Origin of the sequence: Cognatiyoonia koreensis, from assembly GCF_900109295.1 — a bacterium.
Lineage (GTDB): Bacteria > Pseudomonadota > Alphaproteobacteria > Rhodobacterales > Rhodobacteraceae > Cognatiyoonia > Cognatiyoonia koreensis.
Map to the genome: position 1 here is coordinate 1,600,966 of NZ_FOIZ01000001.1, position 24,718 is coordinate 1,625,683.

Consider the following 24,718-nt stretch of genomic DNA (forward strand, 5'->3'; position numbering starts at 1 on the left):
CCGCCCATGTTCCAGACGTTCGGTGCAAAGTCATCACCCGAACAGGGTCCGCCCCGGCTGGCCAGATTGCGTCACGAGATTGCCGAGGAAGGCTTGGACGGCTTTCTTGTCCCCCGTGCGGATGCACATCAGGGCGAGTATGTCGCGCCGTGCGACGAACGTCTCGCCTGGCTGACGGGGTTTACCGGATCGGCAGGATTTGCCGCAATCCTCAATGACATCGCAGGGGTCTTCATCGACGGCCGTTACCGTTTGCAAGTGCGTGCGCAAGTCGCAGATGATTTCACGCCGGTGCACTGGCCGGAAATGTCGTTGACGGACTGGCTTGAAACGCAAATGCCGGGTGGCGGAAACGTCGGCTTTGATCCGTGGCTTCACACCGTCGAAGATGTGGCCCGTCATGGAAAGACGCTTGGCAAGGCCGCCATTTCGCTTGTTGCCGTCGACAACCTCGTGGATCGCATCTGGACGGACAGACCTGCCCCGCCAGATGCGAAATTCAGCGCTCATCCGCTGGAATTTGCAGGCGAAGCCGCTGCAGAGAAACGAAAGCGCGTGGCCACCGAGCAGCCTGTCGTGATTACTTTGCCCGACAGCATCGCGTGGCTTTTGAACATCCGTGGCACGGATATCGAACGCAACCCGGTGCCACAGGGTTTTCTTGTCTTGCATCCGGATGGCGCGGCCGATCTCTTTGCCGGACCCGGAAAAGCCGATGATATTGCAGACCATATAGGGACAGCCGTAACCGTCCATCCTGTTGACAGTTTCCTCGGGTTCCTGCGCGGCCTTGCCGGACCTGTACAGATCGACCCGAAAACCTGCCCGCAGATTATCCGTACGACGCTGCAGGCAGCCGGGATCGCCGTGATCGAAGCGGACGACCCCTGCATTCTGCCAAAGGCCTGCAAGAACCCAGTCGAGATTGCCGGTGCCAAGGCTGCGCATTTGCGTGACGGAGCGGCGATGGTGCGGTTTCTGGCCTGGCTGGATCAGGCCGGCCCGCAGGGCGGGTTGACCGAAATCGACGTGGTCAAGGAGTTGGAGGGCTTTCGCCGCGACACCAACCAGCTGCGTGAAATCAGCTTTGACACGATCTGCGGCGCAGGTCCGAACGGGGCCATCGTCCACTACCGTGTGACCGAACAGACGAACCGAGCGATCAATCCGGGCGAGCTTTTGTTGGTAGACAGTGGCGGACAGTACCTTGACGGGACCACAGACATCACGCGCACCATCGCTATCGGCACGCCAAGCCAGACGCATCGCGCCTGTTATACGCGCGTGCTGCAAGGCATGATCGCCATCAGCCGGGTCCGCTTTCCCAAGGGGGTCGGAGGGCAGCATCTGGATGCGCTTGCCCGCGTGCCGCTCTGGTCAGCGGGTATGGATTACGATCATGGAACAGGTCACGGGGTCGGGTCCTATCTCTGCGTTCACGAAGGGCCGCAAGGACTTTCACGGCGTGCAAAGGTTGCGCTGGAACCGGGGATGATCCTGTCCAACGAACCCGGATACTACCGCGAAGGTGCGTTCGGGATCAGGATCGAAAACCTGATCGTCGTCTGCCCTGCCGCGCCGCTTGAGGGTGCAGACGCACGCGAGATGTATGCCTTCGAAACCCTGACGCATGTGCCGCTGGACAGTCGGTTGATTGATGTTACTCTCCTCACGCAGGCAGAGCGGTTCTGGATCGACGCATATCATGCGCAGACTCTGGAAAAAATCGGCCCGCTTGTGCAAGGCGAAGCACTGGACTGGCTGACGACCGCTTGCGCCCCACTTTGATGCCGTCATCGACGGCCCCAACATCACCTGACATTCAGGGAAAGGAAACCGGCAATGGCTGAGCATATCAAAATTCGTCCTGCGTCCGGCACGTGGGTTGTCCGCGTCGCAGGTGCGGTCATCGGCGAAAGCAAAGCTGCGCTGGAACTGACCGAAGGGGAATACCCGCCTGTGATCTACTTCCCGCGCGACGACATCGCCATGGCCTTTCTTGATCCATCCGATACAGAATCCACCTGCCCCTACAAAGGGAACGCCAGCTACTATTCGATCGCGGCGAAAAGCGGCACGATCCCTGATGCCGTCTGGTCGTATGAAGCGCCGAAAGCCGGGGTTGAGAAGATCAAGGACTACCTTGCCTTTAATCCAAACAAGGTCACGGTCGAAGAAGTCTAAGCGGTTATGAATGTTCTTCGGCGGCCGTTTCGGCAAGCGCCTTGTTCATCGCTTTCAATGCATCGACCTGAAACAGCGCACCCCACAGTTCCGGGGCGTCGGCTTCTCCACCCAATGTCACCACGGGTATGAACGGCTGATTGGCGGCCTCAAAAATTGGCATCGCTTGCTCAAGCGTTGCATTGCCGTCGATATAGACCCCCTCACCAATCAATTCCCAGCATTGGTCCTCGGGGGCGGCGCGTTTGTGATCCATATCGCGCATGATATTTGCCACACGAAACTTGGTAAGTAGGTAGGCTTGCGGCCCGGCAGCGACATGCACGTTGCGCCGTTCCAGCTGTGTGAGGAAATAGGACCGATCCACCAGCCGCGATGAAATGGCCGACGAAAGCGATACGGCCACCATGACTGCCAGACCGGTCTGCCAGTCACCCGTCAGTTCGAATACGATCAGCGTGGTTGAAATTGGCGCACCCAGCACCGCCGCCGCAACGGCCCCCATCCCCGCCAGGGCGTAAAGTGTTGCCGACCCCGATGCGCCCGGAAATATGCCGGTCGCGATAATGCCGAAAGCCAGCCCGGTGAGCGCGCCGACCATCAGCGACGGGGAAAATACGCCACCGCCCATCCGCCCGCCGATGGTAATGGCCACGGCCACAACCTTCAGACAGACAAAGACGATTGCATCGTGCAACAGCAACTCGCCCGTCAGTGCTGCGGATGTGGTTTCGTAACCGACGCCGATGATATGGGGATAAAAGATCGCAAGCCCGCCCAGCAACGCGCCTGCAACCGCTGGACGCACAAAGCGGGGCAGCCGCAATCCGTCCTGAATGAATGTACCGACATCATCAGCCCAGAAGATCGCACGCATCAGAACGACAGAAATCAGTCCGCAGACAGCGCCCAGCAGCAAAAAGGCGGGTAGTTCGACATAGAAAGCGAGCATGTTCTGGATCGGCAAACCGAACTCTGCAATGTCACCGAACACCAGCCGGTTGATGACCGTTCCGGCGACCGATGCGATGACGATGGGGGCAAATGCATGGACAGCAAAATGCCGCAGAACAACCTCTAGCGCGAAAAGCGCCCCGGCAATGGGCGCATTGAAACTTGCGGATACGGCGGCTGCGACGGCACAGCCCAGCAAGTCGCGGCCTGTGATCCCGTCAGCCTTGATGAACCGCGACATACCGGTCGAGATGACGGCAGCCAGGTGAACAACCGGTCCCTCGCGGCCGCTTGACCCGCCGGTCGACAGCGTAATCATAGAAGCAAGGGCCGATGCCACCCCCGCGCGCACCTCCACGCGTCCTTCATTCAGCGCCGATCCTTCGATCACTTCGGCCACAGACCGCACACGGCCGTCATTGGTGAAACGGTCCAGGATCAACCCGACAATCAGGCCACCAATGATCGGAATAACCAGGATGTGATACCAGCTCAGACTGGCGGCAAAGCTGTGCAGCATGCGGATATCTTCGCTGCCGTAAAGCGTGGATTGCAGCCAGATGATCCCAAGGCGGAACAGCACCGCGACACTGCCCGCAGAAATCCCGATCGCAAGGGCAATGAACCAGAATTGAATTCCGCTGGGACCTTCCCTCTTCATGACCGACATCGCATTGCGGCAATCACCCGCGACCTTGTTGGCCCCTTGCGAGATCAGCGTTTTCAAAGGAATCGTCATACGCGCAACTCTGGTCCTGACCCTTGGACTGGCATAGGCTGTAAGCATACCGGAACCAAAGGGCTTTCAAATGACCATAGAGACCGCTCTGACAGAGTTACAGTCAATTCTGGGGGACGGATTGTCCCGTTCGCCAAGCGATCTTGAGATACATGGCCGGTCCGAAACGCACTTCGCGCTGACCCCACCCGATGCCGTTGCATATCCGCTTTCGACGCAGGACGTCGCGGCCATTGTAAAGATCTGTGCCGCGCATCATTGCCCGGTCGTCGCATGGGGCACAGGCACGTCACTTGAGGGGCACGCACTGGCCGTACGCGGCGGAGTCTGCATTGACCTGTCGCGCATGGACAAGGTGCTGGACGTGCAGGTGGACGACATGGATGTGCGCGTGCAACCGGGTGTCACACGTGAAGCGCTGAATACGGAACTACGCGCGACAGGTCTGTTCTTTCCGGTCGATCCGGGGGCCAACGCGTCGCTTGGCGGCATGGCATCGACACGGGCCAGCGGGACTACAGCCGTGCGCTATGGCACGATGCGCGACAACGTTCTGGGGCTAGAGGTCGTGTTGGCAGACGGGCGGATCATCCACACTGGTTCACGCGCGCGCAAATCCAGCGCGGGATATGATCTGACAGGGCTGTTTGTTGGGGCCGAAGGCACCCTAGGGATCATCACCGAATTGACTCTGAAACTACAAGGCCAACCCCAAGCCATCGGCGCAGCAGTCTGCGCATTTCCCGATGTGGCCGCAGCCGTCGATGCGGTCATCGCGACAATCCAGATGGGCGTGCCCATGGCGCGGATCGAATTCCTCGATACGGCCTCTGTCATGGCAGTGAACGCTTATGCGAATATGAACTTACCAACGACACCGCATCTGCTGGTTGAATTTCATGGATCGGATAATGCGGTGAAGGAAGACGCCGAAACCTTTGGTGAAATCGCAAAAGACTACAAAGGCAGCGATTTCGACTGGGCGACCCGCCCAGAAGACCGCAGCATGCTCTGGAAGATGCGGCATGAGGCCTATTATGCAATCCTTGCCAGCCGAAAGGGCGCACGGGCCATCGTCACGGACGTCTGCGTCCCGATTTCGCAACTCGCGACAGCCATCGCCGAAACAGAGGCAGACATCGCCGAGAGCATCATCACTGGTCCGATCCTTGGGCATGTGGGCGACGGAAATTTCCATGCAATCCTGCTGATCGACGATACAAATACGACTGAACGATCCGCTGCTGAAAAGCTTGCGCACCGCATGGCCGAACGCGCGCTGCGGCTTGGCGGAACGGTGACGGGGGAACACGGGGTCGGCTTGGGCAAACTTGAATACATGCAGGCCGAACACGGTGACGCGTGGGCAGTCATGGGACAGATCAAACGCGCGCTTGATCCTGACGGGATCATGAACCCCGGCAAACTGGTGCAGCAGAACTGACGCCTAACCCTGCATCAATTCCTTGGCTGCCGCACGCGCGGCGTCCGTGATCGTATCGCCCGACAACATACGGGCAATCTCGTCAATGCGGTCCGCATCGACCAATGGCGTCACAGTGGACAATGTAGCATCAGCCTCTTGCCGCTTTTCCACACGCCAATGATGGCTGCCAAGGGCTGCGACCTGCGGCGAATGGGTTACAACCAAAACCTGCCCACCCTCGGCCAGATCAGCCAGACGGCGCCCCACCGCCGCCGCCGTCGCGCCACCGACACCGCGGTCGATCTCATCGAAAATCATGGTCATGCCACCCGCACCGGCTTGCGAAAGGCACACCTTCAGCGCCAGCAAAAAGCGCGAAAGTTCACCCCCCGACGCAATCTTGTTGAGGGGTCCGGCAGGCGCACCGGGGTTCGTGGCAACTGTGAACGCGACCATATCGCGACCATCCGGTCCGGGATCCGCGGCTGTGACGTCAGTTTGAAAAACCGCCCGTTCCATCTTCAGCGGGGCAAGTTCGGATGCCATGGCCGCATCAAGTTGCAACGCCGCGCTCTTGCGGGCCGCGCTTAGCGCATCAGCCAGCCCGTCATATGTCTGCTCTGCCGTGTGCACAGCCCCAGCCAAAACCGATAGGTCAGATACGCCACTGTCCAACACGTCCAGCTTGGCACGCAACGCGTCGGCAAATTTCACCAGATCATCTGGCAGCACGTCATGCTTGCGGGCAAGTGCGCGAATAGCAAAGAGACGTTCCTCGCAATCTTCCAGATCGGACGGATTGAAAGACAAGGCACTCAGGCAGGCTTCGACGCCACGTTGTGCGGTGTCCAATTCCAGCATGGCCCGCTCGATTGCGGCCAAAGGTTCGTCAAGACGGCCTTCGGTCCGGTCCGCCGCGCCGCCAAGCCAGCGGCTTGCATCGGTCAGCATCGCCTCCGCCCCTTGCAAGCCAAGCGCGTCCGCCGCCTTCGCAATATCAGCGCGGATCTTTTCGGCCCCTTGCATCAGCCGGCGCTGACTGTCCAGCGCGGCTTCCTCCCCGACTTCCGGTGCCAAGGCATCCAGTTCGGCCACGGCATGGCGCAAATAGTCTTCTTCTGCGCGAACCGCTGCTATCCTGGCTTCTGCGTCCTCTGCCGCTTTGCGCGCCTCACGCAGCCGCGCCCAGGCTTGGCGGGTCGCGTCGATGTCCGGGGCCAGTCCGGCAAAGGCGTCCAGCAAGGCGCGGTGGCCGCGCGGGTTCAGCAAACCGCGATCATCATGTTGGCCATGCAGTTCGATCAGCGTTTCCGACAATGCGCGTAACAGCTCACCGGACACCCGACGATCGTTGACGAACGCCGTCTTGCGCCCGTCGGTCGTGTTGACGCGGCGCAGTATCAATTCGTCGTCAGGTTCAAAGGCGGCGTCTTCCAGAACAGCGCGGGCAGGATGAACGGCAGGCAGGTCAAACCAGGCTGTCACCTCGCCCTGCGCGGCACCTGCGCGGACAAGCTCTGCGCGCCCCCGCCAGCCCAGAACAAAACCCAATGAATCCAGAAGGATCGACTTGCCTGCACCGGTTTCACCAGTCAACACATTCAAACCCGGCTGAAACGCAAGTTCCAGCCGGTCGATGATCAGCATGTCGCGAATTTCAAGCCCACGCAGCATTTATTGCAGGATGGGCCGCAACCCATCGCCCCCTAGAGCCATTCACCACGTACAACCTGGCGATAGATGGCAGACAACCAGTTGTCACCGCGCGACTCAAGTGCAAGGCCCTGCCCGGTCAGCAGCGCAAAGCTGTCCTGATACCACTCGGTCGACTGGAAATTGTAGCCAAGGATCGCGCCGGCGGTCTGTGCTTCGTCGGTCAGACCAAGCGACAGATAGGCTTCGACAAGACGGTGCAACGCCTCGGCAGTATGGGTCGTCGTCTGGAAATCCTCGACAACAATCCGAAAGCGGTTCACGGCAGCCGCATAATGACCGCGCTTAAGGTAGTAACGCCCGATTTCCATTTCCTTCGCCGCCAAATGATCAAAGGCAAGGTCGAATTTCAGAATGGACGACCGGGCGTATTCGGTATCGGGGTACTGCTCGATTACAACGCGGAGGGCCTGCAATGCCTGAAATGTCAGCCCCTGATCACGGCCGATCTCGTCAATCTGGTCGTAATAGGACAAGGCAAGCAGATACTGGGCATAGGCCGCATCTTCTTCGGCGGGATAGAAATCAATATAGCGCTGCGCAGCAGCACGGCTGTTGGGGTAATCGCGCTCTTTGTGATAGGCAAAGGCCTGCATGATCAGGGCGCGCTGTGCGAATTCGGAATAGGGATACAGGCGCTCGATCTCACCGAAATAGAACGCGGCATCATCGCCCTGCCCGTTTTCCAGCTCCAACTCGCCGCGCGCAAAGATTTCTGCCGCCGAGTATTCTTCCAATGCACCCTCTCGGCGCGCATCGAAAACACCACAGCCAGTCAGCACGGCCAAGGCAACAACAGCAATCAACGCAGCTTTGCGCCCTTGCCCTGCAATCACATTGGTTGACATGCCTGTCCTCGCGTTACCTGCCCGAAAGAGACAGTTTCGTCTCTGCTTTCGATCACGTCTAACAGAAAAAAATCGAGGGCAAAATGCCTTTTGGCCCATTTGCGCGGAACTGTGAAAGGGCGTGGTTTACGCGACAGCGTAAAGATCGGCCTTGCTGACGCCAACGCCGGGCAAACGCGCGGCGATCTGGGCATCACATGTGACCCAACGCCATGCCTTGGGTTCGGCGAAAAGTGCGCGCAACAACTGGTTTGTCAACGCGTGTCCTGCCCGGTTGCCAGTATAGCGACCAAGGATCGGCGCACCGGCTGTGTAAAGATCGCCAAGCGCATCCAGCATTTTGTGGCGCACAGCTTCGTCGCCATGGCGCAACCCGCCAGGTGTCAGCACATCGGCACCGTCCACAACCACAGCGTTGTTCAACGTCCCACCAAGGGCAAGGCCATTGGCACGCATCGCGTCCACATCCGCCTGACGGCAGAACGTGCGGCTGTCACACAACTCGCGAACAAACGACCCGTTCGCCATATTCAGCGTCTTTTCCTGATGGCCGATCGCGGCATCGGCAAAATCGATTGTGAATGAAATCTGCAGGCTCGTTGCAGGTGACAGGCTCGCGCGTGCGGCCCCATGCTGCACCGTGACCTCATTCAGAATTTCGATCGCGTGCAGAGGAGCGTTAAGATGAATAACCCCGGCCGAAACGATCCCGCGAACAAAGGCCGCCGCGGATCCATCCATGATCGGCACCTCAGGACCATCAATATCGACGAATGCGTTGTGCACACCACAACCTGCCAGTGCCGCCATCAAATGTTCAATGGTCGAAACCATCACACCATTCGGTGCAGTCAGGCGTGTGTTCAGTGGTGAAACTTCGACATTTTCCCAAAGCGCAGGGATCGCCACGCCACCAAGGTCAGTGCGACGAAACACGATACCTGTCCCGGCCGCTGCGGGCCGGACAACAACGGTAACGTCGTGACCTGTATGAAGACCACGGCCTTCAAAGGTAACTTTTGTGTCCAGAGTCGTCTGCACTTGATCGCGCCTCACGCGGTTAATCTTTTGTTGTAATGTAGTTAGGGCGCTAACGGCTTTCGCTCAACACACGCTTTGCAACGGTCTGAAACAATCGGTTTCTTCCGCCTGCGACTTACTTCGCACCCGCAGAAAGATACTGATTTCAAACGAAAAAAGGCCGCCCATTGGGCGGCCCTTCGTGTGATATGAACGCTACGTCAGTTTGCTTGACGGCGCAGGAATGCTGGAATTTCGATCTTCTCCTGCTCCGGATCGGCCTCTGCCGCGGGTGCTGGCATCGGCGTGACAGGGGGTTGCTGGCGTGCTGGCTGCTGCGGAGCGGCGGCCTCACCATGCGTTCCAGTCATGCGGTTGATCAGCGAATTGATCCCGAAGCGTGGCTTCTCGCCCTCGGCGACGCGTGGAGCTTCTGCCATCGGCTCTTGTGCCGGGGCACGATTAACTGCGGCCTTCAAACGCGCGAGCGCCTCTGCAGACGGCTGGCCCGGTTGTGTTTGGGCTGGTGCCTGCGGTGCAACAAATGTCTCGGGCGCTTCCAGTGTCGGCTCCGGACGGGGCTGATAGGCTGGCGGCGGCAGATCGTCTGTTGCGGCGATCGGTTCCGCGATGTCGTCAAAATCATCTTCAGCGACAGGCGCACTTTGACGCTGATCATCCATGGATGCAAAAAGGGTCGGTTCTGGCTGGGACGGTGCAGCTTGCGCAGCCACTGCGGCGGCAGGGGCAGCGGCGCGGGCCGGTGCGGACTCTTCTGCTTTCACAGTCTGCGTCAGCGGTGCCGCCATGGACCGGCGCGGCGTTGGCACTTCGGATGTGTTGATGACCGCATCGATGCCAGTAGCAACGACAGAAACGCGCATCTTGCCTTCCATGTTCGTATCCAGCGTGGACCCGACGATGATGTTCGCTTCTGGATCGACCTTTTCGCGGATCTTGTTTGCGGCTTCGTCGAGTTCGAACAACGTCAGGTCGTAACCACCTGTAATGTTGATCAGAACGCCCTTCGCTCCTTCGAGCGAAATTTCGTCCAGAAGCGGGTTCGCGATGGCCTTCTCGGCGGCCTCGACAGCGCGGTTTTCGCCCTCGGCTTCGCCTGTACCCATCATCGCCTTGCCCATCTCGTCCATCACGGCGCGAACGTCGGCAAAGTCGAGGTTGATCAGACCCGGACGGACCATCAGGTCAGTCACGCCTTTCACGCCCTGATACAGCACGTCGTCTGCCAATGCGAAGGCTTCGGTGAATGTGGTGTTTTCATTCGCAAGCCGGAACAGGTTCTGGTTCGGAATGATGATCAGCGTGTCGACAACTTTCTGAAGCGCTTCAAGGCCGTCGTCGGCCTGCTTCATGCGCTTTGCCCCTTCGAACTGGAAAGGCTTTGTCACAACACCGACGGTCAGAACACCCAGCTCGCGGGCGGCCTGTGCGATAATCGGGGCTGCACCTGTACCGGTGCCACCGCCCATGCCGGCGGTGATGAAACACATGTGCGCGCCGGCCAGATGATCGACAATCTGTTCGATGCTTTCTTCGGCAGCTGCGGCACCGACGGTTGCGCGCGCACCGGCACCCAAACCTTCGGTAACCTTGACGCCCATCTGGATGCGGGCTTCGGATCGCGATTGTTGCAGCGCTTGCGCGTCAGTGTTCGCAACGACGAACTCCACACCATCAAGCTCCTGCTCAATCATGTTGTTGACCGCGTTGCCGCCTGCCCCGCCAACACCGAAAACGGTGATGCGTGGCTTCAGCTCTTCCTGCCCGGGAATCGATAGGTTCAATGTCATGTGCTCTGTCCGCCTGTTTTTTCTGGGCCCGTCCCACCGGGCAGTACTGATAAATTAATGCGACTTTAACGTCTGTAGCCCTAGGCGTCACCCAAAAACAACAGTTTCGCCACAAAATATGGGCATAATATTGGTGCATTCCGCCGTATTCAGACGATTAGGCAAGATATTGCGCATCACCAGTTGTCCTTGAACCATTTTACAGCCCGTTTCAGCGACCGCGCAGGGTATGTTTCGGCCGGAATTTCAAAATCCCACCATTCGTCCTGGGGATTCGCAGCGAAGAGAGTCGCGCCAACCGCACCCGAAAACGCCGGTCCGGTGGCGGCCTGTGGCAGGCCCTGCACCCGCAACGGACGCCCCAGACGAACCTGCTGGCCCAAAATCTTTGATGCGAGCCCGTCAAGACCCGGGATCTGCGATGCCCCGCCCGTCAGAACGATCTGCTGACTTGGCAGATGTTCAAAACCGGCAGCATCCAGACGGACACGCACTTCTTCCAGAATCTCTTCCACACGTGGGCGCATGATGCCAATCAACTCGGCCCGTGAAACCGTGCGGCGGTCATGCTCCCAGTCACCGGTATTGCCACCGATTTCAATCATCTCACGATCATCCATGCCCGTGGCGACGACACCGCCATAAAACGTCTTGATCCGCTCTGCTGTTGCAGTCGGCACTTGCAGCCCCATGGATATATCGCCGGTGACATGCTCACCGCCCATGCGGACGGCATCGGCATAGATCATGTGCTTTTTCATGAAGACGGAAATGCCCGTGGACCCGCCGCCCATATCGATGCACGCGGCACCCAGTTCCTGCTCGTCCTCGACCAGCGACGAAATTCCGCTGACGTAGGCAGAAGACGCCAGCCCAGCAAGTTCAAGGTCACATCGCTTGATGCAGAAATAGAGGTTCTGCAACGCAATGGCGTCGACCGTCAGCATATGCATATCAGTGTTCAGCTGGTTGCCGATCTGCCCACGCGGATCAGCCATGCCAGAGCGGTGATCCAGCGCAAAATTGACAGGTTGGGCGTGCAGCACTTCGCGGTCAGCCCCGTAATCCGGCACATCGCAAGCGGCCATGACACGACCGATATCCATATCGGTGACCATACCACCTTCGATATCGACCGACCCGTCAAGGCCATAGGATTTCGGACGCGCCCCTGACAAGGTGGCAATCACGTGGTCGACACGGACATTTGCCATCTTCTGTGCAGCCTGAACTGCCGTACGAATGGCGCGTTCGGTTTCCTGCATGGCGTCGACTTCACCGAAACGCACACCACGGGACCGCGTGGTTGCCGCCCCGATCACGCGGAATGTGGATTGCCCGGCAAGTGAGCCGATGACATCATTATCGCCAAACTTCTCGGGCCCGTCGAACCGCAGGACAAGACAGGCAATCTTGGATGTACCGACATCAAGAATTGCGATCACACCGCGCTGCATCGCTGCCTTGCGCATGTTTCGCATCGCCCGTTGGCTTTCGTATAAGTCCCGCATCAGTTGTCTGCCCCTATTTCACTTACCCGACGCAAGGCGTTGGCCGCCTCTGCGCTCATTCTTACAATCGGACGCGTGCTGTTGCGCATGTCGACAGCGGCAACGTCCCGTTCCAGTAAATCGTGCGTCTGTCCCAGCACGATGACCCGATCCAGCGCCGCAAAGGCGTCTGTTTCGGGCAGCAGAATCCGCTGGTTCCGGTCCAACACCAGATCCCAACGGCGTTCCCCCATGCGCACCAGACCACGCACACGTGGTGTCAGCGGCCCGGTACTGCGAAAGATTTCAAGCGCCTCGGCGATATGTTCCTCTGCCCCGTCACCCGCGATCAACGGCAGGTCAAGCCGGTCGGCACGGGCAGGAATAGTGCCCGAAAAAATGCCCTCGCCATCCAGCAGTTTCAGCGTCGTTCCGGCGCGCCAAACGGCGACCGGCTTGCGCGGCGTAACATCCACCAGCAAGGCCCCACCCTCGCCTACGCGGATTTCGGCATCCTTGACGGTGTCAAGCGCGACAACCGTTTCGCGCATCGCAACCAGATCAAGATCAAATGATGAAACGGGAAACTCCATTGGGAGTGCCGCCACAATCTGCGTCGTCAGTCCGTGGTTCGCACCATTCACTTTCATGTCCTGCACCATGAATTCGGGACGGTGCTGAATCTGTGCCTTTGCATCCGCAATCGACTGGGACATCAACTGGCGGTTTTCCTCTTTGGAAAACCACGTTCCGGCAATCACGGCGATCAGGACAAGGGGGGTGCCAACGCGGACAAAGCTGCGGAAAAGCGGGGTCAGCATCAGGCGCTGATATTTATAGGTCCACTTGGACGGGGCCGGATCACGGATCGGGCGCACCGGGCGTCTGGCGGTCAACGATCGCATGAGGCGTCCTTTACCATCCAGTCACAGAACTGCGGGAACGACATGCCGACATGGGCGGCCTGTTCAGGCGTCAGCGATGTCGGGGTCAGACCGGGCTGGGTGTTGGTCTCAAGCAGGATCAACCCGTCCAGACCCTTGGCCTCGTCCCAGCGGAAATCAGTGCGGCTGGCTCCACGACAGCCAAGGGCCTTGTGCGCACGCAAAGCAAAATCGAGGCACGCATCAAAGATGTCTTTCGGAATGTCAGCCGGGATCACATGGCGCGACCCACCGGGCTTGTATTTCGCATCATAGTCATACCAGCCATCAGTGATAATGTCTGTGACGGTCAAAGCCTTTTCGCCCATAACAGTCGTGGTCAACTCGCGCCCCGGCGCAAAGGCCTCGACCATCACGGTGTCAGGCATGTCGTCCGCCAACTGTGGCGGAGGATCACCGTCATGGACAATGTAGATACCAACACTGGACCCTTCATTGAAAGGCTTCACGACATAAGGCGTCGGCAATACGTGGCGGGCGCGCACATCATCAGCAGAGGCAAGTATGCTCTCACAGACAGGCAAGGCGTGGGCGCGATAGACGGCCTTCGTGCGCTCCTTGTCCAAGGTCAATGCAGAAGCAAGAATGCCGGAATGCGTATAAGGGATGCGTAGCCATTCAAGAATGCCCTGCACAGCCCCGTCTTCACCCCAACGACCGTGCAGCGCATTGAAAACGGCGTCGGGTGCAATGTCTGCAAGGCGCACAGCGACATCAGGGCCTGCATCGACCTCGACCACTTCATAGCCTGCTTCCCGCAAAGCTGCTGCACATTCGCGGCCACTGGAAAGCGAAACCTCACGCTCTGCCGATGGACCACCCATCAAAACAACAACTTTCGGGCTTGTCCCGCTCGACATAACCCACCGCCTCTGATCGCGGACCTTTTGGTCCGTCTTTTATCGTCTTGATCCTTGCCTCGGACCTGATCCCTTGGGGATCTTATTCTTGTTGCGACGGGCTATCGCTGCCCGATCCGCATAATTTCCCACTCTAGCGTGATACCACTGGAATCGTAAACCTTTTTTCGGACCTCTTCGCCCAAATCTTCAAGGTCGGCAGCCGTCGCGCCACCGGCATTGGTCAGAAAGTTCGAATGCATCTGGTTCATGACGGCACCGCCATAGCGGGCACCGCGCATCCCGGCGTCATCAATGACCTTCCAAGCTTTTAATTCATGGGTATCATCGGCGCGACCAGTCGACGAAAACCCGGAAGGATTGCGAAAGGTGGACCCTGCTGTGCGGTCCTTCGTCGGCTGGGTCTCATCACGCTTTTGAACTTGCTCGGCCATCTTGGCCTGCAAGGCGTCAGGATCACCAGCGGGGCCTTCAAACGTCACACTCAAAACAATCGCATCGTCCGGCAATGCGCTTGAACGATAACCGAACCCGGCATCCGTGATCACCTCGACCGAACCGTCACGGCGCATAATACGGGCAGAGCGGAACACATCGGCGACATAGCTGCCATAACAGCCCGCGTTCATCTTGACCGCGCCGCCAATACTGCCGGGAATGGTGCGTAGAAAGGTCAGATCAACACCGGCATCTGCCGCCTTGCGGGCAACCTGCGCATCCAGCGCGGCTGCACCGGCTGTTACGGTATTTCCGTCGATCTCGACCGCATTGAAACCACGCCCCAGACGCACGACAACACCTTTCACACCGCCATCGCGCACAATCAGGTTGGACCCGACGCCCATCGGAAAAACAGGGACATCGGTCGAAAGCGCACGCAGGAATTCGGACAAATCGTCCACATCGGCAGGCTGGAAAAAGACTTCAGCGGGACCGCCCACGCGCAGCCACGTGATCTCGGCCAGCTTGCGGTTTGGTGTCAACGTTCCGCGGACAGGTGGTAGGTCTATGGTCATGCGCTTCTCTTAACGCGACATGTTGACGGGGCCAAGGGGATTAGCGCGCATCACAAAGCCAACGACATTCCTCCACCCAAGTGCGATCTCAATTGCCCCCGACGGGATGACGCCAATATGGAAATGGCCGGCTCAATTAGCCGCGCCGTTCGCGCCGCCAGCGGATAAGCCAACCCAACAACGTGCCCGCAAGCGCGCCGCACATCGCGGGCAAGACGAACAGCAAGGCAATCGTCCAGGCTTGTAACGGATCAATGCCAATCGGCGTGCCTGTCGCAAAGACCAAAATGGCCAGCAATGCACCAAGAAGGCTCAGAACCGTCAAAACCAGTCCGGCGCGGCCACGGACCATCAAATATGTCATCCAGATCATCGGCAGCAGCCCGCATGCTGTCATCGCCACAATGATCGCGACACCTTCTAGCAAGATGCTAACGGGCGATCTGCCGCTTGAGCCAGCGGGTCAGATAAATCACCGGCCAGCGCAACACGGATGCACCCGCAGCCAGCACGACCAACCCGATCAACGGCCCGTTCTCCAAGGTTACCCATCCCAGGATCGGCACGCCGCAGGCGATCAGCACATATGCGCGAAACCAGTGGTTGTCCCGCGACGGGATCAACGCCAGCACATTGGCAACAACCAACCAGATCAGGGCAAGTATCAACGATATCATTCGGGAGTCCCAAAAGTCTCGCCGCGCGCGCGACGGTAGAAGTAAAGCAAAGGGTTCCGAAACATGGAGACAAAGGCGAACGTTCCTATGACAGCCAGCCACCAACCATAATCAAAGCCAAGCCAGACGATCAACACCGGAGCCAGCACCAAAAGGGTGACCCCGGGAACATACTGGCGACGCATCGGAAGAAAAGCAACGATTGCCGACGCGACAACCCAAAGACAGGAGAGGATGAGGGAGAGGGTCATGTCATTTTCGCCGTTCGGAATGCAGCACCAATGAACAGGCCAACTGTCCCGCATACAAAGAAAAGTAAGCCTGCAAGAACCATAGCAAAAACAGCAATGACCGTTGAAGCGTCTCGACCCGCTACGCGCTCGATTTCATTATCTGTGTCAAACAAGTCCAGCGATCGAAGGAAGCCCTCATACAGGCCGAACAGGCCAAGCATTGCGACCATGATAAAAACAAGCATTCCGAGAAAGGCCCAGCGTTTCAGCATGAACCTGCCAAGTACGCCACATACGCCAGCAAAAATCACTGGCGAAAGCATCAATAGTGCTCCGAAACTCATCCTAGCCCTTCAATACCCCCGGCAAATCATTCGCCCACGTGCTGATCGTACCGGCACCCAGACAGACGACCATATCGCCCGGTCCGGCCTGTTCCTTCACGATCCGCGCGAGATCTTCCAAGCCGTCAACGGCCCGCGCGTGGCGGTGGCCGTGGCGGATCAGCCCTGCAACCAGATCGTCGCGGGACGCGCCTTTGATCGGGTCTTCGCCGGCGGCGAAGACCTCGGCGATGCCCACGACATCAGCGTCATTGAAGCAGGCGCAGAATTCATCGAAATGGTGGCTCAGGCGTGAATAGCGATGCGGCTGATGTACGGCGATCACACGTCCCGTCGTCGCCTGCCGCGCGGCTTTCAGCACGGCGGCGATCTCAACGGGATGGTGACCATAGTCGTCGATGATGGTCACGCCATCGACCTCTGCGACCTTCGTAAAGCGCCGGTTCACGCCGCCAAAATTCTTCAGCGCGGTTTTGATTTCTTCCTTCTTCATGCCCAGATGGCGCGCCACCGCGACGGCGGACAGCGCGTTCGAGACATTATGATCGCCAGGCATGGGCAATTCGCAGCCTTTGATCACGTCATCCTCGGCCTGCAGGGCGATGTCGAAATGGGCGACGCCGTTCTTGTAGGTCAGGTTGGTTGCGCGCACATCGGCCTGCGCGTTGAAGCCAAAGGTCACAACGCGGCGGTCGGTGATTTTGCCAACCAGCGATTGCACCTCTGGGTGATCGGTGCAGCAAACGGCAAGGCCGTAAAACGGGATGTTGGACACGAAATCGTAAAAGCCCTGACGCAGGTTCTCGATCGTGCCCCAGTGCTCCATATGTTCGGGGTCGATGTTCGTCACGATGGCGATGGTCGCAGGCAACCGGTTGAAGGTGCCATCGGACTCGTCGGCCTCGACCACCATCCATTCGCCCTGCCCCATGCGGGCATTTGATCCATAAGCGTGGATGATGCCGCCATTGATGACAGTCGGATCGATCCCGCCTTCGTCCAGAAGTGCTGAAACCATTGTCGTGGTCGTTGTTTTGCCGTGCGTCCCTGCGACTGCGACATTGGATTTCAGGCGCATCAGTTCGGCCAGCATCTCCGCGCGGCGCACAACGGGCAGGCCCTTGGTGCGGGCGGCATCCAGTTCCGGATTGCCCGGCTTGATAGCCGAGGAAATGACGATCACCTCGGCCCCTTCAAGGTTCTCGGCCTTCTGCCCTTCGAAAATAACGGCCCCCAATGATTTCAGACGCTCGGTGATCTTGCTGGCCTTCAGATCGGATCCTTGCACGGTATAGCCGTGATTAAGCAGCACTTCCGCGATGCCCGACATACCGATCCCACCGATCCCGACAAAGTGGATCGCACCAACATCCAGGGGCAGTTTCGTCGCAGCATTCATAACCGGGCTTCCATCCATCATTGTTGCGGCTCCTCTGCCAGTTCCTCGACCAGCGCCACAAGGCGCTCCGTAGCGTCAGGGGTGCCGCAGGACAAGGCCGCGTTGGCCATTTGCAGGGCACCTCTTTCATTTGTCAGGATCGTTGTGATCTGTTCGGCAAGACTGTCGACCTGAAACTGGCTTTCCGGGATCAGGATCGCAGCACCTGCATCAACCATGCCACGGGCGTTGGCGGTCTGATGATCTCCGGTCGCGGCGGCATAGGGGACGAAAATCGCGGGCCGTCCGATCACGCTGACATCCGCAACGGTCGACGCGCCGGACCGCGCAATCAGCAACTGGGCATCGACCAGCCGTTCAGGCACGTCGTGGAAAAACGGTTGCACGTCGGCATGAATACCTTCTTCGGCATAAAACGCGGTGACGCGGTCGTGGTCTTCGCCGCGGGCCTGATGACTGACACGGATGTTCTTGCGCATTTCCATCGGCAGGGCTGCAATTGCAGGGGGCACTACGTCCGACAGGATGCGTGCGCCTTGCGAACCGCCCATCACAAGAACCGACATCGGGTAATCACCGGGCGGAATATAGGGTGCACCGGCCCGTTCCAGGACGGACTTGCGCACAGGGTTGCCCGTGTGCACGCCGCTCACGCCTTCTGGCAGCTCGGTGGGCCAAGTGCCGCAAGCCACCTTGTCGACGCGCTTTGCAAAGACCTGATTGACCCGCCCCAGAACGCCGTTCTGTTCGTGGATCATACGCGGAACACGAAAAACCCACGCCGCCGCCATTGCAGGGATCGCCGGATACCCGCCAAAGCCGACCACGACGGTCGGACGGTCACGCAGCATCCGCCACTTGGCGGCCACGATCCCCGCAACAATCCGGAAGGGCGCGGCAAGTTTTGCAAGGACGCCGCCCCGCGCGAACGTCGCGGATCCTACAACGTTGATTTCGACAGCATCAGGAAAGCCACCTGCATAACGCGCACCACGCGCATCGGTCGACAGCTTCACGCGCCACCCTTTTGCCAGCATCGCCTCGGCCAGCGCCTGCGCGGGGAACATATGCCCTCCGGTGCCGCCAGCCGCGATGACCAGCAAACGGGTCATCGTCCGATCCGCCGCATCAGAATATCACCAAGCTCGCCCTGTGGACGCGACCGGGTAAAGGCCAGCAACATGCCCACCGCAATGCCACCCGCAATCAGGGACGAACCGCCGTAGGACACAAATGGCAAAGTCATGCCCTTTGCAGGCAAAAGACGGACAGCAACGCCCATATTGATCATAGCCTGAACTCCGAAAGCACAGGCCAGCCCTGTCCCCGCGAGACGGATGAAGGGATCACGCTCTTTCATCAGACGGGTCAGCGAGCGCACGACAATCACCGTATAAAGAATGATGATGGCAAGGACACAGACCAGCCCGTATTCCTCTGCGGCAACTGCGATGATGAAATCGGTATGGGCATCGGGCAAGGACCATTTCACCTGCCCTTCACCAACACCGACGCCAAAAAAGCCGCCCTCGCGGATCGCGTTCGTCGCATATCCCAGCTGTGTTGTGGGATCGACATCAGGCGACAGAAAACCATCGATCCGACGGGCAAAGTGTTCGGACTTGCTATAGGCAAACGAACCTGCGGCAACGACGCCACCAGCAAGCCCCATCAATAGGGTCATCGGCGCACCTGCCACGAAATACATGACACCCCACGCGAACAGGATCAGACAGGCCTGGCCAAAATCCGGCTGCAACGCAAGAAATGCCACAATGATGATTGTCAGACCAAAGGAATAGGTCTTGCCCGGCGGGCCGCCCACATCCTGACCGGCCGCCATCAGCCATGCAGCCATGACGACAAAACCGGGCTTGAGAAACTCGGATGGTTGGAGCGAAGCAAAGCCAAGCGAATACCAGCGCGTCGCACCCTTGCCAAAGTCAGTGCCGAAAATTGGAAGAAATATCAGGGCGATAAAGGCGACAATGAATCCAAGAACTGCAAGACGGCGCACCATCTTGGGGTCCATCATCGACATGGCAAACATCGCGATCAAGGCCATGCCACCAAAGACCGACTGGCGGATCACATAGTGGAACGGCTCTAGTCCATTCTTGGCCGCCAGCGGCGGGGATGATGCAAGACCCAACAGCAACCCGATGGCAAACAAGCCAAGGATGCAGACCAGTGTCCACTTATCAATCGTACGCCACCACCGTGGTAGAACGGGATCAACCGTTACTACAGGCACCGTCCCATAGACCATTTCCGTCATGGATATACCGCCAAAACTGCCTCTGCGCCCGCGTTTTCCGCAGGTCTATCTGGTCAGCTTAACGCCAAGTGGACCATGATTCCACAACTTATTGGCGCTTTCTGGCGCGTTGATCTGCGCTTAATTCAGGGCGCATCAGGACGTCCGGTCATTTTTCTGTGCCAAATCGCCCCCTTGCCAAATAAAGCTCATCCAAGCAAACCACCGTTATGAAGCTGAACACATTGATCATTGGTGCCGGAGCAGCCGGCATGATGTGCGCTGCGCACGCTGGGCCGGGCACGCTTTTGGTTGATCACGCCAAGGCAGCGGGCGAAAAAATCCGTATTTCCGGTGGCGGGCGGTGCAACTTCACGAACCTGTTCGCAGGGTCGGAAAATTTCATCTCGCAGAACCCGCATTTCGCGAAATCCGCGCTGTCACGCTACACCCAGTGGGATTTTATTGACCTCGTCGCGCGGCACGGCATCCCCTATCACGAAAAGACACTGGGACAGCTGTTCTGCGACACCTCGGCCAAAGACATCATCACCATGCTGCGTGCCGAAATGGGGGATACGCCGCTCTGGCTGCAAACGACCGTCGCTCACATCCGCCACGATAGCGCAGTCTTTCACGCGACGCTGCAAAAGGACGGGCGCGAAACAGCAGTGACAGCGCGCAATCTCGTGCTGGCAAGTGGTGGAAAATCAATCCCGAAGATGGGTGCCACAGGGTTTGCCTATCAGGTCGCATCGGATTTCGGCCTGAACATCATCACACCGCGTCCGGGGCTTGTGCCGCTGACATTCGGGGACCAGTTCAAATCAATTGCCGGAACGGCACTGCAAGGGCGGGCTACGGCAAACGGGACCAGCTTTGACGAAGCCGTGCTTTTCACCCATCGCGGTCTTTCCGGCCCTGCCGTTCTGCAGGCTTCCAGCTATTGGAACGAAGGGGACGACGTCACGCTCGACCTGGCACCGACGACGGATCTGTTTGCCGCGCTGAAAAAGGCGCGTGGTACGGCGGGGCGCAAGGCGTTGAGCACAGTTCTGGCGGACCACCTGCCGAACCGGTTGGTCAACTACCTTGCCGATGGTACCGATCTTGGCGGCAACCTTGCGGACTGGTCGGATCAGAAACTTGCGGATCTTGCCCAGCGCCTACATCACTGGCACCTGACACCCGGCGGGTCCGAAGGCTACCGTACAGCAGAAGTCACGCTGGGTGGCATTGACACAGACGATCTGAATTCCCGCACGATGGAAGCCAAAGCCGTGCCCGGGCTTTACGTGATTGGCGAGGCTGTGGACGTCACCGGGTGGCTTGGTGGGTACAACTTCCAGTGGGCGTGGTCATCAGGCTGGGCTGCAGGCACAGCGATCAAAGCCAAACATGCGTAGCAGCACGGGTTTCCACGCCCCGCACCATGTGCAAAATACACACGCAGCATGAACGAAATACTTCATTATATCTGGCACCGCAGCCAACGCGATTCCGGCCTACGCTATCTTCAAAACCGGCTCCGCTACGGCGCGGATGCGCCCCGGCCCCATGAACGCCTCTGGATCAAGCCAAGTCTTATTACAGAGCGGCACAAGCGCGAAAACCGCAACATGCATCCATTCGGAAGCCGCTACAGCGGTTGCGTGTTCGGTGGCGATTGGGACCTCAGTCGCAGCCGGCTCTGGGCATCGCAGAAATACAAGGCGTGCCGCTTGCATTTCAAGAAGGGCCTATCGTGGGAAGAAACGGGCATTATCGACTTCAGCATGCGCCGGATTGCACGCGACGGGGCCATCGACGGATTGCAAACCAGGGAAGAGATCGTCGCCAGATACGACGCTGTAGATCAGATTATGGCAACGATCAAAGCAGAAGGGCGTTTGCGCTGCGCCGATCCCAGTGCGCGCACCGAAATCGGTGGGGTCCTTGTTCATATAGCGCGCGACGGGTCGGTTCTGTTCGGCAATGAAGGCTATCACCGCCTTGCTCTCGCACGTATCGCGAGGTTGCCGATTATGCCGGTGCGCCTTGGCGTCACCCACCCACAGGCACTGAAAACAGATGTGCTGCAACGACTGCGCAAACCGCCTGCTCCTTGATTCACATCAACGCGCACTTCCTCCTGTCGTGTCAGACTTGGGCCAAGCAACAACAATGGGAGCGCGCATGCAAAAGGTTCAAACCAAACCGTCCCCTGAACGGGAAAAGCGTCAGAACACGATCGTCGGGTTCGAACAAGGCGAATACCCCTACCGCACAAAAATGAACAAGCGGGCCTACGAGGCCGAAAAATCGGCTCTCCAGGTTGAATTGCTTAAGGTGCAGCACTGGGTTCAGGAAACGCAGCAAAGATTCATCCTGCTTTTCGAAGGACGCGACGCCGCTGGCAAGGGCGGCACGATCAAACGGTTCACTGAACATCTCAACCCACGCACGGCAAGGGTGGTGGCCCTGAATAAGCCGACCGATGAAGAGCGCGGGCAATGGTTCTTTCAGCGCTACATCAAGCACCTGCCAACAAGCGGCGAAATCGTCCTTTATGACCGGTCTTGGTATAACCGCGCCGGTGTCGAACGGGTGATGGGGTTTTGCGAACCGACGGAATATCTCGAATTCATGCGTCAGACGCCAGAATTCGAACGGATGCTCGTGCGTTCCGGGATCAAGCTCTTCAAATACTGGTTCTCCGTGACGCAAGAGGAACAGAAACGACGGTTCGACTCCCGCGAAACGGACCCGCTCAAGATGTGGAAACTCTCACCTATCGACCGCGCGTCGCTGGACAAGTGGGACGATTACACTGAGGCGAAGGAAGCGATGTTCTTTTACACGGACACCGCCGATGCGCCCTGGACGGTGATCCGGTCAAACGACAAGAAGCGTGCGCGACTGACCTGCATCAAACATTTCCTGTCGCAGCTCGACTATCCTGACAAGGATACGTCCGTCGCAACCCCACCAGACCCGAAAATCTACCATCAGGCCGAAGCCGTGCTGAACAACAGCGATCACATTCTTGCCGCGTCCCTGCACCCGCAGACACGCAAAAACTGACAACGGAGGAAACACATGTCCCATACCCCCCACGAACTGCTCGAAGAATTCCCGGAATTCGCAGCCGTCATCAGCGAAAAGCGGCTGTCGGACGGGCATTTCGCCAAGTTGTCCGACGAATATCACACGTTGAACCGGGCGATCCACCGCGCCGAAACCAACGTGGAACCGACCAGTGACGATCATCTGGTTGAAATGCGACGCAACCGCATGAAGCTCAAGGACGAGATTTACGCGATGTTGCGCGAAACAGCCTAGATGGCTGCGCGGACGCAGGCCATGAAGTCTTCGCCGCGCAGTTCGAAATTATCGTATTGATCGAATGATGCCGCCGCCGGAGCCAGCAGGACAACATCGCCCGACTGCGCATCCTTCACCGCAGCAGCGACTGCCGCCTCCATCGTGCCGCAGACCAGCGCATCCGCACCGCTTAACTGACGGGCGAAGGAATCCGCCTCGCGACCAATCACATAGGCTCTGGCGACATGACCAAGATAGGGCAATAGGCCGTCCAGTCCGCCTTCCTTTTGCAGCCCGCCACAGATCCAGCGGATGTTGCTGAACGCCTGCAGCGCTTTGGCGGCCGAGTCGACATTGGTCGCCTTGCTGTCATTCACGAACGACACCCCGTCGCGCTCTGCGACATGCTGTGAACGGTGCGGCAAACCCGGATAGGACTGCATCGCCCGCTCGATCCCCTTGGGGCTTAGACCCAATGTGCGGCAAGCAGCATAGGCGGAACAGGCGTTCTGATGGTTATGTGCACCGGGCAGTCCGCGGATCTCGCGCAAATCAATCGACGCAACCTGCCGGCCCTTGCGCACTTCCGACAAGAACCCCTTGCGAGCGAAGATATTCCAGCCTTCGCCGTCCAGCTTCTGACCGGAGGATACGCGCAGCACGCGATCGTCAGCCCTGCCCTCGCTCAACTGGTTCGCCAGATACAGCCCTTCGGGTTCGTCCACGCCAATCACGGCACGGTCCGGCCCGCCTTCGGCGAACAAACGGCGCTTGGCCGCGAAATAACCGCCCAACCCGGCGTGGCGATCCAGATGATCCGGGGTCAAATTGGTCCAGACTGCAACATCAGGGGTCAACGCCCGCGCAAGATCGGTCTGATAAGACGACAGCTCCAGCACCACGACCTCACCGTCATGGGCAGGCTCGATATCCAGCACACCGACACCGATGTTACCTGCCAGCTGCGCCGGCTTGCCGTTCTCGATCAGGATATGATGGATCAGGGCAGACGTCGTCGACTTGCCGTTCGATCCGGTCACGGCAATCACCTGCGGGCGGGTATTGAAACCGTCCCAATCGTCCGTCGCGAAAGACCGGAAGAAAAGGCTGATGTCATTATCGACAGGAACACCGGCATCCCATGCAGCCGCGATCACGGGATGGGGTGCGGGGTAAAGATGCGGAATACCGGGCGAAACGATCAAGGCTGCAACGCCTGCAAAAGCACCCAGTTTGGTCAAATCCACAACGTCAAAGCCCGCATCATGCGCTGAATCGCGCGCCGCCTGCCCGTCATCCCAGACCACAGGTGTGGCCCCGCCTTCGCGCAAAGCCAAAGCACTCGCCCGGCCAGAGCGGCCAAGACCAAGTACAGCCACGGTCTGCCCGGCATAGCCTTGAACTGGAATCATGCTGCCGCCCCCCAAAATCGTGCACGCATTGTTTGGCATGCACAGGGTTTGAAGGGAAGCGGCGGAACAAAGTTGACAACACGCCAGC

General features: G+C 58.8%; 24 protein-coding genes. 7 read left to right on the plus strand and 17 right to left on the minus strand.

Annotated elements, in window-relative coordinates:
* The first annotated feature begins 6 nt into the window (after positions 1 to 6).
* Together BMY44_RS07935 and BMY44_RS07940 are read left to right on the plus strand one after the other, a co-directional pair.
* Positions 7 to 1,788: an aminopeptidase P family protein gene (locus tag BMY44_RS07935; protein WP_089992483.1), complete on the plus strand. Its 1,782-nt coding sequence runs from the start codon at positions 7 to 9 to the stop codon at positions 1,786 to 1,788.
* A 54-nt stretch (positions 1,789 to 1,842) separates the two neighbouring features.
* Complete coding sequence (locus tag BMY44_RS07940) at positions 1,843 to 2,184, plus strand: DUF427 domain-containing protein (protein ID WP_089992486.1); 342 nt, start codon at positions 1,843 to 1,845, stop codon at positions 2,182 to 2,184.
* A 4-nt stretch (positions 2,185 to 2,188) separates the two neighbouring features.
* Here BMY44_RS07940 and BMY44_RS07945 read toward each other — a convergent pair whose 3' ends face one another.
* Complete coding sequence (locus tag BMY44_RS07945; protein WP_423219747.1) at positions 2,189 to 3,808, minus strand: chloride channel protein; 1,620 nt, start codon at positions 3,806 to 3,808, stop codon at positions 2,189 to 2,191.
* A 139-nt stretch (positions 3,809 to 3,947) separates the two neighbouring features.
* Between BMY44_RS07945 and BMY44_RS07950 the strand changes: the two genes are divergently transcribed.
* Positions 3,948 to 5,321 (plus strand): FAD-binding oxidoreductase, encoded by a 1,374-nt coding sequence (locus tag BMY44_RS07950; RefSeq protein WP_089992493.1) that lies wholly within the window; start codon positions 3,948 to 3,950, stop codon positions 5,319 to 5,321.
* 3 nt (positions 5,322 to 5,324) lie between these two features.
* Here the strand turns inward: BMY44_RS07950 and recN are convergent, their stop codons facing one another.
* The 15 genes from recN to ftsW all read right to left on the minus strand — a co-directional run bounded on the left by recN (position 5,325) and on the right by ftsW (position 19,936).
* Complete coding sequence (gene recN / locus BMY44_RS07955) at positions 5,325 to 6,977, minus strand: DNA repair protein RecN (protein WP_089992495.1); 1,653 nt, start codon at positions 6,975 to 6,977, stop codon at positions 5,325 to 5,327.
* 32 nt (positions 6,978 to 7,009) lie between these two features.
* Positions 7,010 to 7,864 (minus strand): outer membrane protein assembly factor BamD, encoded by an 855-nt coding sequence (locus tag BMY44_RS07960; protein ID WP_089992500.1) that lies wholly within the window; start codon positions 7,862 to 7,864, stop codon positions 7,010 to 7,012.
* Between the two features lie 126 nt (positions 7,865 to 7,990).
* On the minus strand, positions 7,991 to 8,905 hold the full coding sequence (lpxC, locus tag BMY44_RS07965; protein WP_089992502.1) for a UDP-3-O-acyl-N-acetylglucosamine deacetylase: 915 nt from the start codon (positions 8,903 to 8,905) through the stop codon (positions 7,991 to 7,993).
* A 200-nt stretch (positions 8,906 to 9,105) separates the two neighbouring features.
* Positions 9,106 to 10,695, minus strand: a complete 1,590-nt coding sequence (gene ftsZ / locus BMY44_RS07970; RefSeq protein WP_089992505.1) for a cell division protein FtsZ — start codon at positions 10,693 to 10,695, stop codon at positions 9,106 to 9,108.
* A 176-nt stretch (positions 10,696 to 10,871) separates the two neighbouring features.
* Positions 10,872 to 12,206, minus strand: a complete 1,335-nt coding sequence (ftsA, locus tag BMY44_RS07975; RefSeq protein WP_089992508.1) for a cell division protein FtsA — start codon at positions 12,204 to 12,206, stop codon at positions 10,872 to 10,874.
* A complete protein-coding gene (locus tag BMY44_RS07980; RefSeq protein WP_089992511.1) occupies positions 12,206 to 13,090 on the minus strand; it encodes a cell division protein FtsQ/DivIB in 885 nt (294 codons plus the stop codon). Before BMY44_RS07980 ends, ftsA begins: the two co-directional genes overlap by 1 nt.
* Positions 13,078 to 13,989: a D-alanine--D-alanine ligase gene (locus tag BMY44_RS07985; protein WP_089992514.1), complete on the minus strand. Its 912-nt coding sequence runs from the start codon at positions 13,987 to 13,989 to the stop codon at positions 13,078 to 13,080. Before BMY44_RS07985 ends, BMY44_RS07980 begins: the two co-directional genes overlap by 13 nt.
* 101 nt (positions 13,990 to 14,090) lie before the next feature.
* Entirely contained in the window at positions 14,091 to 15,005 is a 915-nt protein-coding gene (gene murB / locus BMY44_RS07990; protein ID WP_089992517.1) for a UDP-N-acetylmuramate dehydrogenase, read from the minus strand.
* A gap of 136 nt (positions 15,006 to 15,141) precedes the next feature.
* Entirely contained in the window at positions 15,142 to 15,378 is a 237-nt protein-coding gene (locus BMY44_RS07995) for a UDP-N-acetylmuramate--alanine ligase (protein ID WP_131801589.1), read from the minus strand.
* A 58-nt stretch (positions 15,379 to 15,436) separates the two neighbouring features.
* Positions 15,437 to 15,682 carry a DUF2484 family protein gene (locus BMY44_RS08000; protein WP_089992523.1) on the minus strand — a complete coding sequence of 82 codons (246 nt, stop codon included), beginning with the start codon at positions 15,680 to 15,682 and terminating at the stop codon, positions 15,437 to 15,439.
* Positions 15,679 to 15,933 (minus strand): DUF2484 family protein, encoded by a 255-nt coding sequence (locus BMY44_RS08005; protein ID WP_089992526.1) that lies wholly within the window; start codon positions 15,931 to 15,933, stop codon positions 15,679 to 15,681. The genes BMY44_RS08000 and BMY44_RS08005 overlap by 4 nt, the downstream gene beginning before the upstream one ends.
* Positions 15,930 to 16,259: a hypothetical protein gene (locus tag BMY44_RS08010; RefSeq protein WP_089992528.1), complete on the minus strand. Its 330-nt coding sequence runs from the start codon at positions 16,257 to 16,259 to the stop codon at positions 15,930 to 15,932. Before BMY44_RS08010 ends, BMY44_RS08005 begins: the two co-directional genes overlap by 4 nt.
* Position 16,260: 1 nt before the next feature.
* Positions 16,261 to 17,658, minus strand: a complete 1,398-nt coding sequence (gene murC / locus BMY44_RS08015) for a UDP-N-acetylmuramate--L-alanine ligase (protein ID WP_207510525.1) — start codon at positions 17,656 to 17,658, stop codon at positions 16,261 to 16,263.
* 17 nt (positions 17,659 to 17,675) lie between these two features.
* Positions 17,676 to 18,770 carry a UDP-N-acetylglucosamine--N-acetylmuramyl-(pentapeptide) pyrophosphoryl-undecaprenol N-acetylglucosamine transferase gene (locus BMY44_RS08020; RefSeq protein ID WP_089992534.1) on the minus strand — a complete coding sequence of 365 codons (1,095 nt, stop codon included), beginning with the start codon at positions 18,768 to 18,770 and terminating at the stop codon, positions 17,676 to 17,678.
* Positions 18,767 to 19,936, minus strand: a complete 1,170-nt coding sequence (ftsW, locus tag BMY44_RS08025) for a putative lipid II flippase FtsW (protein WP_089992537.1) — start codon at positions 19,934 to 19,936, stop codon at positions 18,767 to 18,769. The genes BMY44_RS08020 and ftsW overlap by 4 nt, the downstream gene beginning before the upstream one ends.
* A gap of 209 nt (positions 19,937 to 20,145) precedes the next feature.
* Here ftsW and BMY44_RS08030 point away from each other — a divergent pair, with 209 nt between their 5' ends.
* From BMY44_RS08030 to BMY44_RS08045, 4 genes are all read left to right on the plus strand, one after another.
* A complete protein-coding gene (locus tag BMY44_RS08030; protein ID WP_089992540.1) occupies positions 20,146 to 21,321 on the plus strand; it encodes a BaiN/RdsA family NAD(P)/FAD-dependent oxidoreductase in 1,176 nt (391 codons plus the stop codon).
* 48 nt (positions 21,322 to 21,369) lie between these two features.
* A complete protein-coding gene (locus tag BMY44_RS08035) occupies positions 21,370 to 22,023 on the plus strand; it encodes a hypothetical protein (protein WP_089992542.1) in 654 nt (217 codons plus the stop codon).
* Positions 22,024 to 22,090: 67 nt separating this feature from the next.
* Positions 22,091 to 22,978: a polyphosphate kinase 2 gene (ppk2, locus tag BMY44_RS08040; RefSeq protein WP_089994682.1), complete on the plus strand. Its 888-nt coding sequence runs from the start codon at positions 22,091 to 22,093 to the stop codon at positions 22,976 to 22,978.
* A 15-nt stretch (positions 22,979 to 22,993) separates the two neighbouring features.
* Positions 22,994 to 23,236, plus strand: a complete 243-nt coding sequence (locus tag BMY44_RS08045; protein WP_089992545.1) for an HP1242/YdcH family protein — start codon at positions 22,994 to 22,996, stop codon at positions 23,234 to 23,236.
* Here BMY44_RS08045 and murD read toward each other — a convergent pair.
* Positions 23,233 to 24,630 (minus strand): UDP-N-acetylmuramoyl-L-alanine--D-glutamate ligase, encoded by a 1,398-nt coding sequence (gene murD / locus BMY44_RS08050; RefSeq protein WP_089992548.1) that lies wholly within the window; start codon positions 24,628 to 24,630, stop codon positions 23,233 to 23,235. The genes BMY44_RS08045 and murD overlap by 4 nt on opposite strands.
* Positions 24,631 to 24,718: the final 88 nt, after the last annotated feature.

What these genes read in the sequence shown, in the direction of transcription:
- BMY44_RS07935 (WP_089992483.1), top strand. Translation starts at nt 7, where the DNA reads ATGTTCCAGACGTTCGGTGCAAAGTCATCACCCGAACAGGGTCCGCCC.
- BMY44_RS07940 (WP_089992486.1), top strand. Translation starts at nt 1,843, where the DNA reads ATGGCTGAGCATATCAAAATTCGTCCTGCGTCCGGCACGTGGGTTGTC.
- BMY44_RS07945 (WP_423219747.1), bottom strand. Translation starts at nt 3,808, where the DNA reads ATGTCGGTCATGAAGAGGGAAGGTCCCAGCGGAATTCAATTCTGGTTC.
- BMY44_RS07950 (WP_089992493.1), top strand. Translation starts at nt 3,948, where the DNA reads ATGACCATAGAGACCGCTCTGACAGAGTTACAGTCAATTCTGGGGGAC.
- recN (WP_089992495.1), bottom strand. Translation starts at nt 6,977, where the DNA reads ATGCTGCGTGGGCTTGAAATTCGCGACATGCTGATCATCGACCGGCTG.
- BMY44_RS07960 (WP_089992500.1), bottom strand. Translation starts at nt 7,864, where the DNA reads ATGTCAACCAATGTGATTGCAGGGCAAGGGCGCAAAGCTGCGTTGATT.
- ftsZ (WP_089992505.1), bottom strand. Translation starts at nt 10,695, where the DNA reads ATGACATTGAACCTATCGATTCCCGGGCAGGAAGAGCTGAAGCCACGC.
- ftsA (WP_089992508.1), bottom strand. Translation starts at nt 12,206, where the DNA reads ATGCGGGACTTATACGAAAGCCAACGGGCGATGCGAAACATGCGCAAG.
- BMY44_RS07980 (WP_089992511.1), bottom strand. Translation starts at nt 13,090, where the DNA reads ATGCGATCGTTGACCGCCAGACGCCCGGTGCGCCCGATCCGTGATCCG.
- BMY44_RS07985 (WP_089992514.1), bottom strand. Translation starts at nt 13,989, where the DNA reads ATGTCGAGCGGGACAAGCCCGAAAGTTGTTGTTTTGATGGGTGGTCCA.
- murB (WP_089992517.1), bottom strand. Translation starts at nt 15,005, where the DNA reads ATGACCATAGACCTACCACCTGTCCGCGGAACGTTGACACCAAACCGC.
- BMY44_RS07995 (WP_131801589.1), bottom strand. Translation starts at nt 15,378, where the DNA reads ATGATCTGGATGACATATTTGATGGTCCGTGGCCGCGCCGGACTGGTT.
- BMY44_RS08000 (WP_089992523.1), bottom strand. Translation starts at nt 15,682, where the DNA reads ATGATATCGTTGATACTTGCCCTGATCTGGTTGGTTGTTGCCAATGTG.
- BMY44_RS08005 (WP_089992526.1), bottom strand. Translation starts at nt 15,933, where the DNA reads ATGACCCTCTCCCTCATCCTCTCCTGTCTTTGGGTTGTCGCGTCGGCA.
- BMY44_RS08010 (WP_089992528.1), bottom strand. Translation starts at nt 16,259, where the DNA reads ATGAGTTTCGGAGCACTATTGATGCTTTCGCCAGTGATTTTTGCTGGC.
- murC (WP_207510525.1), bottom strand. Translation starts at nt 17,658, where the DNA reads ATGAATGCTGCGACGAAACTGCCCCTGGATGTTGGTGCGATCCACTTT.
- BMY44_RS08020 (WP_089992534.1), bottom strand. Translation starts at nt 18,770, where the DNA reads ATGACCCGTTTGCTGGTCATCGCGGCTGGCGGCACCGGAGGGCATATG.
- ftsW (WP_089992537.1), bottom strand. Translation starts at nt 19,936, where the DNA reads ATGACGGAAATGGTCTATGGGACGGTGCCTGTAGTAACGGTTGATCCC.
- BMY44_RS08030 (WP_089992540.1), top strand. Translation starts at nt 20,146, where the DNA reads ATGAAGCTGAACACATTGATCATTGGTGCCGGAGCAGCCGGCATGATG.
- BMY44_RS08035 (WP_089992542.1), top strand. Translation starts at nt 21,370, where the DNA reads ATGAACGAAATACTTCATTATATCTGGCACCGCAGCCAACGCGATTCC.
- ppk2 (WP_089994682.1), top strand. Translation starts at nt 22,091, where the DNA reads ATGCAAAAGGTTCAAACCAAACCGTCCCCTGAACGGGAAAAGCGTCAG.
- BMY44_RS08045 (WP_089992545.1), top strand. Translation starts at nt 22,994, where the DNA reads ATGTCCCATACCCCCCACGAACTGCTCGAAGAATTCCCGGAATTCGCA.
- murD (WP_089992548.1), bottom strand. Translation starts at nt 24,630, where the DNA reads ATGATTCCAGTTCAAGGCTATGCCGGGCAGACCGTGGCTGTACTTGGT.